A 16,214-nucleotide genomic window follows, 5' to 3' on the forward strand; every position below is an offset into this window, starting at 1 on the left:
CCGCACTCATTGGCTGGCTTGCAGCCGCGCGCTGAGATCCAGCACGCGCGGATGATTCGGTGCCAGCTTGCGCGCGCGGTCCAGCGACTGCATGGCCCCTGCCCGATCACCATTCGTCAGCTGCTGTTCGGCCTGATCAAGCCAGGCCGATGCCAGCCGGTTGCTGAGCGCACCCTGTGCGGCATCGCCCGGCGCCAGATCGGAGAGGTTTGCCAGCATGTCGCCGGCCTGCTTCAGCTGGCCGTTGGCCAGATCCTGATTGAACTGCTGCTCGACCTGGCCCGGCAGTGCCTGCAAGCCCTGCAGCGCAGCCGCATTGTTGCCGTCGATCGCCAGCGCGCTGCGATACAGGTCATACGCGCTGTCGCCTGGCGGCATCATGATGTTGCCGTTGCGGGTAGCCACCTGTGCACGCTGCACCAGCTGCGCCACCGCCGCACTTTGCTGCGGCGACAGCGTCGCCGGCACGGGTGCGGCGGCACCATCGTCATCCGAGGGTGTTGCCGTGGTGCCGTGCGCTTGCACTGCGCTGGCCAGATGCGCCCGCACCGCCGCGAGGTCTGCCGACTTCGGCGCCAGCGCAGCGGCCTGATCGAGCAGCTTGCCGGCCTGGGCCGTGTCGCCGGCATCAATCGCGGCGCTCGCCTGAACGGTCAGGGCTTCCGCCACATCACCGAGGCCACCTTTGGCCTGCGCGTTGTCCGGATCAAGCGCGAGCGCCGCCTTGAAATGGGCCAGCGCGGTATCGTCGCCGGTGCCACCGATGCGACCAGCGCGCAACGCGTCCTGACCCTGCTTGAGGGCGGCATCCAGCGCACTGCTGTCTTGCTGGTGTACCTGTGCCTGTAGTGCACGCAGCGCCGGAAGCGCACCGTTGTTCGGCTGCAGCGCCGCGAGTTGATCGATGCTGGCGTTGGCTCGGGCGCTGTCATTCGCATCGAATGCCTTGCGCGCCTGCACTGCCAGCGCATCGCCCACCTGATCCAGTCCATGCGCCGCCACGGCGTTGCCAGGATCGGTCTGCAATACCTGCCGATACAGCGCACCGGCACCCTGCGGACCGTCCAGCTGGCCGGCAGCCAGCGCCTGCTGGGCACGATCGACCAGATCGACCGTCTTTACCTGTGCGCCGCGTGCGCTGGCAATCGACTGGTCAAGCCGATCGATGTCGCTGCCGCCACCGAGCAGCTCGCGGGCCACCGCCGCCTGCTGCGTTGCCTGGCTCAACTGGCCCGCCTGCAGTGCGGCATCGGCCTGCGACAATTCGGCCTGACCCACCTGGCGCAAACCTGCGCGTGCACGATCGTTGTCCGGTTCAAGCGCCAGTGCAGCCTGGAACAGTTCGCGCGCGCTGGTACCGTCCTGGCCGTCCAGACGACCGGCTTGCAAGGCCTGCTGCGCCTGCCCCAGCACGTTGTTGAAATCGGTGCGCGGCAGCATCCCGCGCAAGCGGCTCTGATTGATCCACAACGCGGTGACCAGCCCGATCACCAGCAAAAGCAGCAGCGGCACCAGCCAGCCACGTCGACCACCACGCCGCGGCGAGCGTGTCGTTCGTGCGGAGGACTGGCGTGGCTCGACCTTCACTTGTGGCAGACCGTCACCGGATGGCACGCGTGGCGCATCCAGGTGATCCAGATCACCCAGGGTAGGTTCGGTGCGACGGGGCGCATCCGCGTCGTGCTGGTCTCGGCGTCCGCTCATGATCCATGTCTGTTGAAGCAACTGCACGCAGCTTAGCATCGGGCTGTCGACGCGCTTCGCGCCGCCGCAACAGGCGTTCAGCTTGCGACGCGCACGCCTCGGCGAATCCGGGTATCCGGGCCATGCGCACTGAGACCCGCGGAGGCGTCCGCTAGTTCAGCCGGTGCCTACCCGTCGCACGTCGACCACGTTCGGCAGCGCCAGCAGCTTGCCGAGCAGGGTCGACAACTGGTCGAAATCGCGCACACGCAGGGTGAAACGCATCTCCACCTCGCCGGTATGGGTGATCAGCCGGCTGGACGAGGCGATGATATGGGTGCCGGCATTGCTGATGACGCCGGTAACGTCCTTCTGCAAACCCTTGCGGTCGTAGCCACGCAGCTCGATGTCGACCTCGTAGGCCTGGCTCGCGGCGCGCCCCCAGCTGACCTCGATCACCCGGTCCGGATCGCGCCGCGCCAGTCGTGCCAGGCTGCCGCAGTCGGTGCGATGCACCGACACGCCACGGCCACGGGTGATGAAACCCCGCACGGCATCGCCGGGCAGCGGCTGGCAGCAGCGCGCCAGCGTGGTCAGCAGATTGCCGATGCCCTCGATGCTGAGCGCGCCATGATCGGGCGCGTTCGCCCGCGCGCTGACCGGCGCCGTCAGCGGTACCGCCGGCTGCGCGGCCTCCTGCAGCACGCGGGCGATCTGGCCCGGCGTGATCTCGCCCAGTGCCAGCGCGATCAGCAAGTCGTCGTGGCTCTTGAGATGGAAATGCGCCGGCAGCCTTGCTGCATCCGCGGTCGACAGCGCCAGCCTTTTCATCTCGCGCTCGAACATGCCGCGGCCGACCGCGAGGTTGGTGTCGTGGGCAATCCGGTGGAACCATGCACGCACCTTGTCCTTCGCCCGCGATGTATTGAGGTAGCCGTGATGCGGTGACAGCCAGTCGCGGCTGGGTTCGGCCACCTTGGCGGTGAGGATTTCCACGCGATCGCCGCTCTGCGGCTGGAACGTCAGCGGCACGATGCGGCCGTTGACCTTGGCGCCGCGGCAGCGATGACCGACCTCCGTATGCACCAGATAGGCAAAGTCCAGCACGGTCGCGCCACGCGCCAGATCGAACACTTCGCCCTTGGGCGTCAGCAGGTAGACGCGATCTTCCAGCAGTTCGGTGTGGAGGTCGGCCGCCAGCGCGCTATCGTCCTCGCCACGCGGCTCCAGCAGCTTGCGCATCCAGGCGATCTTCGCCTCGAATTCGGCATCGGCGCTGCCACCTTCCTTGTAGCGCCAGTGTGCGGCCACACCAAGCTCGTTGGCACGATGCATCTCGTGGGTGCGGATCTGCACTTCCAGCGTGCGCCCGGCCGGGCCCAGCACGGCGGTATGCAGCGACTGGTAACCGTTGCTCTTGGGCCGCGCGATGTAGTCGTCGAACTCACCCGGCAAATGCGGCCAACGCGCATGCACCACGCCCAGCGCGGCGTAGCAGTCGGTGACGTTGTCGACCAGCACGCGCACGGCGCGGATGTCGTACAGGTCGGAGAACTCCAGCGCCTTGCGCTGCATCTTCTTCCAGATCGAGTAGATGTGTTTCGGCCGGCCGGCCAGGTCGGCACGGATGCCGGCCGCCACAAGCGCCTGCTGCAACTCGGCCAGCGCATCGCGGATGAAGCCTTCGCGGTCGGCACGGCGTTCGTCGAGCAGTTTGGCGATGCGCTGGTAGACCTCCGGCTGCAGGAAACGGAAGGCCAGATCCTCCAGCTCCCATTTCAACTGCCAGATGCCGAGGCGATTCGCCAGCGGCGCATGGATGTCGCGCGTCAGTCGCGCCAGTGCGGCGCCCTGCTCCGCCGGCAACGCTGCCGCCGCACGCATCCGCGCCAGCTGCCGCGCCAACAGCACGAATACCACGCGCAGATCGCGCACGATCGCCAGCAGCAGCCGGCGCAACCCTTCCGAACCGCCCTCCGGTGACCGCTGCGCATGCAACGCCCATACCTGCTCGGCAGCCTGCTGGCCAACGACCAGCCGCTGCAGCTCTATCGGCAATCCGCTCGCCCGTGCCGTCCACAGTGCCGGATCCATCCGCGCCAGCTCGAACCACAACGCCGCCGCCTGGGTCTGTGCATCGCAGCCCAGCATGCCGAGCAGGTCCAGCACATCGCAGCATTCGGCCTCGGGCACCGGCTGCATGGCGCAGGCCTGGAGCGCTTCGGCCAGCAACGGCGGCAAGCTGCCGGCACGATCGCGCCACTGCAACAGGCTGGAGGATTTGACGGTTCGGGCCATGAGGCAGGGTGTCCGGTACTGCTCGCTATGGTAGCCGCAGCCGCATGCCGGCGACCGCCATGCATGCGGTGCTTGGCCTGGAGGCGGTTTACCGCGCAGAATCGTCCATCCTTAATCGTTCCGCGATCCATCGTACCCAGAGGATTCACCCATGCCGATCCGCCCACGTCACCTGATCCTGTCCATGTTGCTGACGCTGCCGTTGTGCTGCCTGCCCGTGCACGCCCAGCAGGCTGCCGGCCTGCAGCAGCGCATGAGCAGCGCCGAGTTCAAGGCCGCCGGACTGGACAAGCTGTCACCGCAGGAGCTGGCCAATCTCGACAGCTGGCTGAGCACGCACGGCAAGGTCACCACCAAGGTGGTCGATGCCAGTGGCAAACCGGTGTTCTATGCCGACAAAGCCTCGCGCAGCAAGATCAACGCGCACATCGTGGGCCATTTCGGCGGCTGGCATGGCAACGACCAGCTCACCCTGGACAACGGCCAGGTATGGCAGCAGGCCAGCTCGGACGCGCCTTCCTGCATGAGCTCGGACAATCCGGTGGTCAAGGTCAAACCGTCGCTGATGAGCAGCTGGCTGATGTACGTCGACGGCTGCAATGGCGACGTGCACGTCGAGCGGGTGCGCTGACGAAGCCACCCGTGCGATGGCTGCAATCCCTGCTCGTCGCGCTGCTGGCTGCGGGCTTGACCCTGCTGGGCGTATGGCTCGTCATGCTGTGGAGCGGCGCTGGCGCGCCATCGTTGACGGATTTCGGGCAACGGCACCCGGGACTCGGTGCCGCCTTCGGCATGCTGGTGGCGGCGCTGGTCCAGCGCCGCAAGCACAAATCACGCTGAGCCGAGCGTCTCCAACGCCTTGGCCAACCGCTTCGCCGATACCGGCTCGGCGGTCTTCAGTTCCTGCGCGAACAGCGACACGCGCCATTCCTCGATCAGCCAGCGCAACTCGGCCAGGTCCGCCGCCGTGCCGGCGGCGCGGTGCTGCAGATACGCACGCCAGTACGGCATCACCTGCAGCATGCGCTGCTGGTCCTTCGCCGGATCCTGGCGCAGCCGTTCACCGCGCAGGCGCATGGCCTTCAGATAGCGCGGGAACTGCACCAGCCGCGGCAGTGGCAGTTCGCGCAGGAACCCCGGTGTGAGCAGCGCATCGAGCTGTTCGCACAGGTCGTCGTAGCTGGCGCGGGCGAAGCCCAGCAGCGGCGGCTGCAGCCAGGGTTTCAGCTCGGCCTGCGCCTCGATGATCGGCTCGGCCAGCTTCAGCCGCTCCACCGCGGCGGTAAACAGCTCGCGTGACGCCTGCACGCGCAATGTCTCGAACGCACCTGCCGTGCGAACGTCCAGATCGTGGCGTTCCAGCAGGTCGACGAAACCACCTTCGACCAGATCCTCGCGCAGCCCATCGACGCTGCCCAGCGGCGCGTACTTCAGCGACAACGGATTGGCGATCGGCAAGCGTCGACGCGCCTGCTTCACATCGCTGGCCAGCGCGTTGCGCAGCAGGCGAACCACACCCTGCTGGTGCGCCGCACGTGCCTCGTCGACACGTTCGAACACGCGCAAGGCCACCGCCTCGCCCAGATCGACCAGCGCAGGGAAGGCCAGCAGACCACCGTCGGAGCGGACCTGTGCAGGAATCTCCTCGAAATCCCAGCTGGCGACATCCTCGCGGGTCAATTCGATATCGGTCTTGCGCGAGAACGCCTCGCGCGCCTGCCCCTCCCACTGCGCGCGCAACGCGGCAAGGTCGCGGCCGCTGGCCAGCGGCCTGCCCGGCTTCGATGACGTATCGCCGTCATGCAGGCGGTAGCGCATGCGGAAGTGCGCCGGCAGGTCGACACCGGCAAACTCGGTGGCACTCACCTCGACACCGGTGGCGCGTTTCAGGAAAGCCGCCAGGGCCCTGGCCAGGGACTCGTCGCGCGGCGATTCCGCCTCGACGAAGGCGCGTGCGAAATCCGGTGCCGGCACGAAGTTGCGACGCAGCGCTTTCGGCAGTCCGCGGATCAGTTCGGCCACCTTTTCGCCGAGCAGCCCGGGTACCAGCCATTCGCAGCGCGCCGTCGGCAGTGCATTCAACATCGCCAGCGGCAGGTGCAGGGTGACACCATCAGCCTCGTCACCGGGCACAAAGCGATATTCAAGCTTGTAGTGTTGTGACCCTATATCCAGCGCCGCCGGGAAAGCTTTCGCATCCAGCCCGGCACTACCGGCCATCACGTCGCCCAGCGACCAGCGCAACGCCGCCTGCTCCGCCGGGCGCGCCTTGCGATACCACGCATCCAGTGCGCGACTGCTGGCGATCTCTTCAGGCAGCTTGCCCTCGAAGAACGCGACCAGCTCATCCTCGTGGCGGATCAACCCTTCGCGGCGCTGCTTCGCCTCGATGCCCAGCGCCTCTTCCAGCACGCGCTGGTTGGCACGAATGAAATCCGCGGCTGCTCCAGCGCGTCCTGCGCCCGCAGCACTTGACCTTCCATGGTCGGCGCCGTCGAGGTCGCCACGCACCAGCGCCTCGCGCAGGAAGATCGCGTGCGCCAGTACCGGATCCTGCGCCTGGAACGTCACCGGCCGTTTCTCCACCAGCACGAGGCCGAACAGGCTGACCTGCTCGTAGGCCACCACGCAGCCGCGCTTCCTCGACCAATGCGCGTCGCGGCAATTCATGCGCAGCAGATGCGCCGCCTGCTGCTCGATCCACAGCGGCTCGACCCGTGCATTCGCCATGCCCCACACGCGTCCACCGACATCGAGGATCTGCGCGGAGAAGATCCAGTTCGGTGGCACCTTGGACAAGGCCGAGCCGGGGAATGCCTGAAACTTGCGCTCGCGGGTGCTCTGGTAGATGCCCTTCTCGTCCTTGCGGCCGACCTGGGTGGGCAGGCCGGCGAGCAGAGAACGATGTACCGACTCATACAGGCGATCAGCCAAGTCGCTGTCCCGGCTTTCCCCTCCGCCTGCAGAGCCTGTTCCCGGCTTGATCCGGGAGGAAGACTCGGGAAGGATGCTCTTGGCCTTGAGAGCCTCGCCCCTGCCGATTTGCCCCCTGCGCCTTCCTTCGGTCGCAGGGGGCGAAGCAGAACGCGCAGGCTGCGCTGCAGGCGGTTCTGGATGCGCCCCGCCATCCTGCTTCCAGCCCAGCTCCTGCACCACCAGCAGCAACTGCCGGTGCAGCTCGCGCCATTCGCGCATGCGCATGAAGCTGAGGAAATGCCGCGAGCACCAGTCGCGCAATTTCGACTGGGTCAGTTCCTCGTGCGCATCGTGATAGGCCTTCCACAAGTTCAGCACGCCGATGAAATCGGATTTCGGATCGGCGAACGCGGCATGCGCGGCATCGGCCTGCTGGCGCGCATCGGAGGGACGCTCGCGCGGATCCTGGATGCTGAGGAAGGACACGATGGTGAGCAGTTCGCGCAGCGAATGCAGCTTCTCGCCTTCCACCAGCATGCGCGCCAGCTGCACATCGATCGGCAGCCTTGCCAGCGTGCGACCGATCGCCGTGAGCTTGCGTGCGTCGTCGATCGCCGAAATTTCCGCGAGGCGGCGATAGCCGTCCGCCACCACGCGCGGGTCCGGTGCCTCGAGGAACGGAAAATCATCCACCTCGCCCAGTTGCAGCGCCAGCATGCGCAGGATCACGTTGGCCAGCGACGAACGCAGCAGCTCCGGATCGGTGAACGCGGCACGACTGGCGTAATCGGCTTCGTCGTACAGGCGGTAACAGATGCCCGGCCCGACACGTCCGCAGCGCCCCTTGCGTTGGTCGGCCGCCGCCTGCGACACCGGCTCCACATGCAGCCGCTCGAGCTGGCTGCGCTGGCTGTAGCGCTTCACCCGCGCGGTGCCGGTATCGATCACGTAGCGGATGCGCGGCACGGTCAGCGACGTCTCGGCCACATTCGTCGCCAGCACCACGCGGCGCTTGATACCCGGCTTGAACACGCGGTCCTGATCGCCGGCGGACAGCCGCGCATACAGCGGCATGACCTCGGTCTCGCGGTATTGCCGCCGCGACAGCAGCAGATGCGCGTCGCGGATCTCGCGCTCGCCGGGCAGGAAGATCAATACATCGCCACGCGGGTCATCGTGGCTGATTTCATCGAGCACGGCGGCGACATGTTCGGCGCTGCCCTGCTGCATGTCCTTGCTGCGCCCCTGCCGGGCTGCGATCTCGTCCAGCGAGCGCCAGCGCAGCTCGACCGGATACGCGCGCCCTTCCACTTCCACCACGGGCGCGCCGTCGAAATGCTCGGCGAAGCGTGCGGTGTCGATCGTCGCCGAGGTGACGATGATCTTCAGCTCCGGCCGTTTCACCGCCAGCCGCTTCAGATAACCGAGCAGGAAGTCGATGTTGAGGCTGCGCTCGTGCGCCTCGTCGATGATGATGGTGTCATAGGCACTCAGCCACGGATCGCCCTGCGTCTCGGCAAGGAGGATGCCATCGGTCATGAACTTGATCAGGCTGCGTTCGGACACCTGGTCGTTGAAGCGCACCTGGAAACCCACCTGTTCGCCCAGCGGGGCAGCGAGTTCCTCGGCCACGCGACGCGCCACCGAGCGCGCGGCCAGCCTGCGCGGCTGGGTACAACCGATCATGCCGGCCTCGCCGCGACCGGCGGCGAGGCACAGCTTCGGCAGCTGGGTGGTCTTGCCCGAACCGGTCTCGCCGGCGATCACCACCACCTGGTGCCTGCGGATCAGCTCGACGATGTCGTCGGCGCGCGCGGTGATCGGCAGCGATTCGTCCAGCCGGATCGCCGGCTTGGACGCCTTGCGTGCGGCACGCTTCGCGGCGGAGCGTTCGATATCGGCAGCCAGTGCATCGAGCCTGCCCGTCCCCGGCTTGCGCGACAGTCCGCGCCAGCGGCCCAGCAGCCGGCCGAAGTCGCGGCTGCACACGCCATCGAGTGCCTTGCGCAAGGTGCGCAGGCGGGTGTCTGAAGAAACGGGAGATACCGGCGGGGTGGAGTCATTCATGGGACTGCACATGATAGCCGCTGGCTATCGTCGATATCGAAAGCATTCATTTCACCCCAATCGGACAAGCGGCTACTGTCACTGACAGGTTTCCACTCAAGGGTAAGGAGCAAGCGCATGGCCATGAACATCGGTATCGCCAGGAAGGATCGCGAAGCAGTCGCCAAACACCTGTCCAGGCTGCTTGCGGACACCTATTCGCTGTACCTGAAGACGCACAGCTTCCACTGGAACATCACCGGGCCGCAGTTCAACAGCCTGCACGCCATGTTCGAGACCCAGTACAACGAGCTGTGGCTGGCCGCCGACGAAGTGGCCGAGCGCATCCGCACGCTGGACGTGTTCGCGCCGGGTTCCTACAGCCAGTTCGGCAAGCTCACCTCGATCAGGGAGGAATCCGGTGTGCCGGAGTGGAAAGACATGGTCGGCCAGCTGGTCGAGGGACACGAGATCGCCGCGCATATGGCACGCGAGACAATCAAGGCCGCGGACTCTGCCGGCGACGAGGGCACGGCCGACCTGGTCACCGGCCGCCTGAAGGAACATGAGAAGACGGCCTGGATGCTGCGTTCGCTGCTGAAGTAAGCAAGTCAGCGGCCTGCGTGAAGAAACGGCACCGCCTATCAAGCAGCGCCGTTTCTTCATCGGTCATGCCGGATTGAACAAGCCACGCAGAACGGCTTACCTCTTCGGCGCCGGGCCCTTCACTGCCGTGACAAACCCGTCCGGGCGGATGTGCTTCGCATACGCCTGCTGCACTTCCGGTGCCGTCAGTTGCAAATAGTGCTGGCCGGCGATGGTCATCGCGTCCAGCGGACGACCTTCGATCGACAGGGTCAGCAACTGGTTGCCGATCGCACCGAAGCTCGACTCGCCCAACGGGATCTGCCGCAACAGGATGCCCTTGGCGCGCTTGAGATCATCGGCCGAAACCGGCTCGGTCTGCATCTGCCTCAGATCCTGCACCACGATCGCGCTGGCCGCCGCCACCTTGTCCGGGTCACTGCCGAACGACACCTTGTAGGTGCTGCGGTGCTTGTCCAGGTCGAAGCCGGTGTCCACGTTGTAGACCAGCCCGCGCTTGTCGCGCAGGTCGCGGTACAGCCGCGAGGCGTAGAAGCCGCCGCCGAGCACTTCGTTGCCGAGGTTGAGCGCATATCGCACGGGATCATCGCGGGTGACGTCGATGGTCTGTGCCATCTGCACGCTGTCCTGCACGGCGCTCCTATCCGGCACCCGCAGCTTGCCCGGCCGGTTCGGGGGCACCGCGACATAGTCGACCTCAGGCTTGGCGCCACCGGCCTTCCAGTTGCCGAAAGTCTGCTCGACCACCTGCCTGGCCTGCGCCGGATCGACCTTGCCGACGATGACGATCGAGGTCATGTCGGGACGGAAGGTCCTGGCGTAGTACTCCTTGACCTTGTCCAGGGTCAGGCCGCCAATGCTCTGCGGAGTGGCGTGGCGCAACTGCAGGTCATTCGCCGGCAGCAGGGCCTTGAGCAGACCGAGCTCGGTCAGGAAATCCGGGGACTGCAACTGACCGGCCGTGAAGCCGGCCAGTTGCTGCTGCACCACCGCGAACGCCTGTGCAGGCAGCGCCGGATGCAGTTCGTTGTCGGCCAGCAGCTTCATGCCGTCGGCAAAATGGGCAGCCGGTACTGCCAGCGAGAAGCGCGAACCGGCGCTTTCATGCGCGCTGATCTCGTCCAGCGCCTGCTGGAACTGCAGCCGGTCCAGGTGGGTGCTGCCGAAATTGAACAAACCACCGAGCACATCCTCGACGCCGTCCTCGCCTTTCGCGGCCTGCAGATCCTGATTGGTGCGGATCTGTCCATAGACCTGCACGGTGTCGCTGATCGTCTCCGGCTGCACGATCAGGCGCAGGCCGTTGGCCAGGGTGTAGGACACTGGATGCAAGGTGGAGCGTGGCAGTTCCAGTTTGGCGAACGCCTGCGCCGCCCAGTCCGGCAGGACCACCGGCTTGTCCGGACTGGACGCGAAGCTCTCGGCCCCGCCGAAGCCCTTGCCGTCAGCCGGCTTGCCCGAGCTTTCCGGGGTGAGGATCGCGGTCACCACGTGCGCCGGATCGAACGTGCGCCTGGCCAGTGCATTCACCGCCGCCGGCGTCACCGCTTCGATCGCCTGCTTCATCGCATCGGGCGAGTCCAGATCCTGGAAAGCCAGCGCCTCCGACCACGCATTGGCGAGGCCTTCCACCGAATTCTTCTTGAATTCCAGCCCGGCGATCGCCTTGCGCTTGGCCGCCTCGACCAGCGCCGGGTCGACACCTTTGGTGGCAGCCTCGGCGAGGATGGACTGCATCTTCGCCAGCACCGGCTGCGGATTGCCACCCCGCGGGAAAATGCCCATGGCCACGGCGCCACCCGCCTTCGGCATGAACTCCCCCATGAAGCCGCCGAACAGGGCGGTGCCATCCATACCCATGCCGAACAGGGCCGCACGCTGCGAATCCAGCGCCGAACTCAGCACCAGTGCGGTGGCATAGTCCTTGTCCTGCATGCCGGGCATGCGGTAGCCGAGGTAGACCGAACCGTAAGGACTGTCGGTGGGCAGTTGCACGGTTTTCGCCTGCACCGGAGTGAAGTCGAACACGGGCCGCGCCGGCAGTTGCCGGCGCGGAATGTCGCCGAACTGCAGCTTCACCCGGGCCAGCGTGGCGACCGGATCGACATCGCCGGCAATCACCAGGATCGCGTTGTTCGGTGCGTACCAGCTCTCGTGGAACTGGCGCAACATGGCCGCCGTGGTCTTGTCGAACGACTCGCGCGTACCCAGCGGCGTATGTGCGTACGGCGTGCCGGCGAACAGCTGCGCCAGCAATTGCGAGTAGAACTTGAAATCCGGGCTGGACAGGTCGCGCGACACTTCCTGCTCGATCGCCCCGCGCTCCTTCGCCCATTCGGCGTCGGCGATGTCCAGTCCGCGCATGCGCAGGGCCTCGGTATGCAGGGCCACATCCAGATCCTGCGCCGGCGCCTCGAAATAGTACTGGGTCACGCCCTGCGTGGTGTCGGCGTTGAACGCGCCCCCCATGTTCGCAGCGATCGCCGCCAACTGGTCCTTGCTCAGCCCCGGGCTGCCGCGGAACATCATGTGCTCCAGCGCATGCGCGCTACCGGGGAACCCGTCCGGTACCTCGTCCGAGCCAACCAGGTAATTCATCTCGGTGGTGACCACCGGCGCCAGTGCGTCGCGCACGATCACCACGCGCAAACCGTTGTCGAGAGTGGCGCGGGTGACATCCGCATCGCCCGTTCTCGCCCCGGCCGCCCCGGCCAACGCCACCGCGATCGCAGCAGCCAGATACCTCACAGGTTTGTTCACTCGACACCCTCTTGGTTGACGACAAGGTTTTCAGCATCCACCCAACCGGCGGACAAGCCAAGTCCGCGAGTGTGATTCACGGCGCGGCAACAGTCTTTCGACTGCGACGCCGGATGGCCGGTGGCCGTCATTGCCGATGCAGGGCCCGCGAGGACCACGCCAGGCGCGCCGAGATCAGGCTGCATGCCCAACGCTGCCGGGAGAATATGCGTCAATCGGTCAAAATCACCGCCGCTCCTGACCTTGTGCTGACCACAGTCCACGATGTTTGTTGAGCCGACAGGCATGCATTGGTTAAGCTCCCCAAGCTTTGTCGCCTGTTGCGCAGGCTCCGCCGGGGATTTTTTTGAGCGCCACCGCAGCAAACCACGACAGCCGTTTTCCCCTGTTCACCGCCTTGGTGCTTGCGCTGGTCGTGGCCGCGATGAATATCGGGCTGTGGTGGTGGGGCAACCTGCCGCACGGTCCGGATGACTGGCACGGCAAGATCAGCGGCTTCTCGCTGTCGGTATTTCAGCGTTATCAGAGTCCGTTCAAGCAGGACTACCCCAGCGACGACCAGGTCGCCGCCGATCTGAAACTGCTGCACCGCTACACCGACAACGTGCGTACCTACACGATGCAGCAGAATCCGCAGCTGTACCGACAGGCGCAGCAGGAAGGCCTGAAAGTGATGGCCGGCGCCGAGATCGACAAGCGGCTGGACAACAACGAGCGCGAGATCGACCTGCTGATCGCCAAGGCGCGGGCGTATCCCGACACCATCACCCGGGTCATCGTCGGCAACGAGGTGCTGTTCCGCAACGACCTCACGCCCGAACAGATGATGGTCTACCTGGATCGCGTGCGCGCCGCCGTGCACCAGCCGGTGTCGATCGCCGAGCCGGACTACATCTGGCTGAAGTACCCCGAGCTGGCCCGGCACGTGGACTTCATCACCATACATCTGTTTCCGTTCTGGAACGGCCGGGCACGCAACTATGCGGTGGGAGACGCGCTGGGCGCCTACCACAACATCCAGCAGCACTTTCCGAACAAGCCCATCGTGGTCGGCGAGATCGGCTGGCCGTCCAACGGCGACCGCCACGAGTATGCCGACCCGTCCGTGTCCAACGAGGCGATCTTCGACCGCAACTGGCTCAATGCGGCCAAGGCGGAGAACATCGACTACTACCTCTTCGAGGCATTCGACCAGCCGTGGAAGGAAAACCTCGGCGAAGGTCGCACCGGCGCCTACTGGGGTGTCTTCAACGCCGATCGCCAGCTGAAATTCCCGTTCACCGGCCCGGTCACCGAGGACACCGCCTGGCCATGGAAGGCGATCGCCGCCAGCCTGCTGGCGCTGTTCCCGATGATTTTCTTCGCGCGCCGCTTCAGCCGCTTCAAGTTGATGGGCCGATTCTTCTTCTGTGCCCTGATCCAGCTCGCCTGCGGCCTGATTACCTGGTCTGCCACTCTGCCATTCAACTTCTACCTGAGCTGGATCGACTGGACCATGCTCACGCTGCTGTTCCCGGCACAGATCGCGATCCTGGCGATCCTGCTGATCAACGGCTTCGAGTTCACCGAGGTGCTGTGGCGACGCGAGTGGATCCGCCACGCCGGCATGCTCACGCCCGATCCGCCCGGGAAGCAGCCGTTCGTGTCGATCCATCTGGCCTGCTACAACGAGCCACCGGAAATGGTGATCGTCACGCTCGATTCGCTGGCCGCGCTTGACTACGCCAACTTCGAAGTGCTGGTGATCGACAACAACACCAAGGATCCGGCCGTGTGGAAGCCGGTGCAGGAGTACTGCGAGAAGCTCGGCAAGCGCTTCCGCTTCTTCCATCTGGAGCCGTGGCCCGGCTACAAGGCCGGCGCGCTGAACTTCGGCCTGAAGGAAACCGACCCGCAGGCCGACGTGGTGGCCGTGATCGATGCCGACTACGAGGTGCGCGCCGACTGGCTGGCCACCCTCACCGGCTATTTCCACGACCCCAAGGTGGCCGTGGTGCAATGCCCGCAGGCACACCGCGAGTTCGCGCACAACACGTTCCGCCGCATGACCGCGTGGGAATACGACGGCTTCTTCCGCATCGGCATGCATCATCGCAACGAGCGCAACGCGATCATCCAGCACGGCACCATGACGATGGTCCGGCGCAACGCGCTGGAAGGCACCGGCGGCTGGTCCGAATGGACGATCTGCGAGGACGCCGAACTCGGCCTGCGCCTGATGCATGCCGGCTACGAGCTGGTCTATGTCGACGAACTGATGGGCAAGGGCCTGACCCCGGCCGACTTCAAGGCGTACAAGAGCCAGCGCTACCGCTGGGCGTTCGGCGCGATGCAGATCCTCAAGGGCCGCTGGAGCTGGATGACCCAGCGCGGCCCGCTCAGCGCCGGCCAGCGCTTCCACTTCCTCACCGGCTGGTTCAGCTGGTTCGCCGATGCGCTGCACCTGATCTTCACCCTGATGGCACTGTTCTGGACCGCCGGCATGGTGGCCTATCCGCAGTACTTCAGCCTGCCGATGCAGCTTTTCCTGATCCCGGTGATCGGCTTCTTCTTCGCCAAGGCGATCTTCGGCATCGTGCTGTACCGCGCACGTGTGCCGTGCAGCTGGTACGACACGCTGATGGCCTCGCTGGCCAGCATGGGACTGTCGCACGCGATCGCGCGCGGCATCCTGCACGGCCTGACCCGCGAGAAGACCTCGTTCGTGGTGACCGCCAAGAGCCGGCGCCTGGGCGGCAGCAACTTTGCCGCATTCGCGCCAGTGCGCGAGGAAGGCCTGATGGCGATCGCACTGGCGCTGTGCATCGTCGGCATGGCGCTGGGCTACGGCACCCGCTACATCGAAGGCACCCTGTGGATGTTCATCCTCGCTGCGCAGTCGATTCCGTATGTGTCGGCAGTCGTCGGCGCGTGGATTGCGCACAAGGCCGGCGACAAGGCTGGCTGATGGCACGTGTGCTGTGGAAACAAGAGCGATCGACTGCCTCCAGATGCGCTACTGATCCAGGATCAAGGAAAACCTGATGGCGCAGATCCGCTGGTTCCAGAGTCGGGAGGGCTTCACTGTCGCGGCCGAGGGCATGCGGAAAGCGATTGCGCAATGGGACATCCCCATTGCCGAAGCGACCTTCATCAACGGTCGTTGCCCGGTATGCGACAAGCAAACCGTGTTCGAGGTCAACACCGGTGCCATGTTCGCGGAGCGGCCCAATCTTCGTGAGGGTCTGCGCTGTGCGCACTGCAGGCTGACCGCGCGCCAGCGCCTGATCCTGCTGGCGATGCAGCAGGAAATCGGCAGTCTGGCCGGCCCCTTGCACGGCGCCATGCTGGAGCAGGCCACGAGACTGTATCGCGTGGCTCATGCACGATGGCCCTGGCTTGCCGGTTCGGAATATCTCGGTGACGACCACGTCAGCGGCAGACATTACTGGTGGTCAACCCACTGGTGGCGCTGGCGGCGCACACGGCACGAGTCGATCACCTCGTTCTCCCATGCCTCACATTCGCTCGATCTGCTCGTGCACAGCGACGTACTCGAACATGTCTACGACACGAAACAGGCATTGCAGGAATGCTCTCGCGTCCTGCGCAGGGGCGGCGTGATGCTGTTCACCGCACCGTTCTTTGCGGATCGGCCCGACTCCATACTGCGCGGGCGCCTGCAGGACAACGGCCAGATCGAACACCTCGAACCACCGGAATACCATGGCGACGGCATGACGCACGGCGGCATCTATACGTTCCACAATTTTGGCTGGGACTTTTTCGAGTTACTGCGTGAATCGGGTTTCAGTCTTGTTGAAATCGGCCTGTGTCATGCCCCTGACGAGGGTCTGACTTCGGCCGATCCGGCCGGTGACCAGGCATCGTGCATGCTTCCGCTGCTGTTTCGGGCGGTGAAATGA

General features: G+C 65.6%; 8 protein-coding genes and 1 pseudogene. 5 read left to right on the top strand and 4 right to left on the bottom strand.

Features of this window, described 5'->3' with window-relative positions; all coding sequences use genetic code 11:
- Positions 1 to 6: 6 nt before the first annotated feature.
- Together ACYVKM_RS01000 and ACYVKM_RS01005 are read right to left on the bottom strand one after the other, a co-directional pair.
- Positions 7 to 1,704 (bottom strand): hypothetical protein, encoded by a 1,698-nt coding sequence (locus ACYVKM_RS01000; RefSeq protein WP_460875124.1) that lies wholly within the window; start codon positions 1,702 to 1,704, stop codon positions 7 to 9.
- Between the two features lie 156 nt (positions 1,705 to 1,860).
- Complete coding sequence (locus ACYVKM_RS01005) at positions 1,861 to 3,981, bottom strand: RelA/SpoT family protein (protein WP_460875125.1); 2,121 nt, start codon at positions 3,979 to 3,981, stop codon at positions 1,861 to 1,863.
- 151 nt (positions 3,982 to 4,132) lie between these two features.
- Here ACYVKM_RS01005 and ACYVKM_RS01010 point away from each other — a divergent pair, with 151 nt between their 5' ends.
- A complete protein-coding gene (locus ACYVKM_RS01010) occupies positions 4,133 to 4,612 on the top strand; it encodes a hypothetical protein (protein WP_460875126.1) in 480 nt (159 codons plus the stop codon).
- A gap of 11 nt (positions 4,613 to 4,623) precedes the next feature.
- A complete protein-coding gene (locus ACYVKM_RS01015; protein ID WP_460875127.1) occupies positions 4,624 to 4,821 on the top strand; it encodes a hypothetical protein in 198 nt (65 codons plus the stop codon).
- On the opposite strand, the pseudogene hrpA reads toward ACYVKM_RS01015, so the two are convergent.
- Positions 4,813 to 8,976 (bottom strand): annotated as a pseudogene (gene hrpA, locus ACYVKM_RS01020) (ATP-dependent RNA helicase HrpA). The gene ACYVKM_RS01015 and the pseudogene hrpA sit on opposite strands and share 9 nt — an antisense overlap.
- Before the next feature lie 105 nt (positions 8,977 to 9,081).
- Here hrpA and ACYVKM_RS01025 point away from each other — a divergent pair.
- Positions 9,082 to 9,549 carry a Dps family protein gene (locus ACYVKM_RS01025; protein ID WP_460875128.1) on the top strand — a complete coding sequence of 156 codons (468 nt, stop codon included), beginning with the start codon at positions 9,082 to 9,084 and terminating at the stop codon, positions 9,547 to 9,549.
- 96 nt (positions 9,550 to 9,645) lie between these two features.
- Here the strand turns inward: ACYVKM_RS01025 and ACYVKM_RS01030 are convergent, their stop codons facing one another.
- Positions 9,646 to 12,309 (bottom strand): M16 family metallopeptidase, encoded by a 2,664-nt coding sequence (locus ACYVKM_RS01030; protein WP_460875129.1) that lies wholly within the window; start codon positions 12,307 to 12,309, stop codon positions 9,646 to 9,648.
- 346 nt (positions 12,310 to 12,655) lie between these two features.
- Here ACYVKM_RS01030 and ACYVKM_RS01035 point away from each other — a divergent pair, with 346 nt between their 5' ends.
- Both ACYVKM_RS01035 and ACYVKM_RS01040 read left to right on the top strand, forming a co-directional pair.
- Positions 12,656 to 15,256 carry a glycosyltransferase family 2 protein gene (locus ACYVKM_RS01035; protein WP_460875130.1) on the top strand — a complete coding sequence of 867 codons (2,601 nt, stop codon included), beginning with the start codon at positions 12,656 to 12,658 and terminating at the stop codon, positions 15,254 to 15,256.
- A gap of 76 nt (positions 15,257 to 15,332) precedes the next feature.
- Positions 15,333 to 16,214 (top strand): methyltransferase domain-containing protein, encoded by an 882-nt coding sequence (locus tag ACYVKM_RS01040; protein ID WP_460875131.1) that lies wholly within the window; start codon positions 15,333 to 15,335, stop codon positions 16,212 to 16,214.

The sequence above is a fragment of the Rhodanobacter koreensis genome (genome assembly GCF_054782855.1).

Coding starts and splice junctions, on each gene's coding strand:
- ACYVKM_RS01000 (WP_460875124.1), bottom strand. CDS start 1,704: ATGAGCGGACGCCGAGACCAGCACGACGCGGATGCGCCCCGTCGCACC.
- ACYVKM_RS01005 (WP_460875125.1), bottom strand. CDS start 3,981: ATGGCCCGAACCGTCAAATCCTCCAGCCTGTTGCAGTGGCGCGATCGT.
- ACYVKM_RS01010 (WP_460875126.1), top strand. CDS start 4,133: ATGCCGATCCGCCCACGTCACCTGATCCTGTCCATGTTGCTGACGCTG.
- ACYVKM_RS01025 (WP_460875128.1), top strand. CDS start 9,082: ATGGCCATGAACATCGGTATCGCCAGGAAGGATCGCGAAGCAGTCGCC.
- ACYVKM_RS01040 (WP_460875131.1), top strand. CDS start 15,333: ATGGCGCAGATCCGCTGGTTCCAGAGTCGGGAGGGCTTCACTGTCGCG.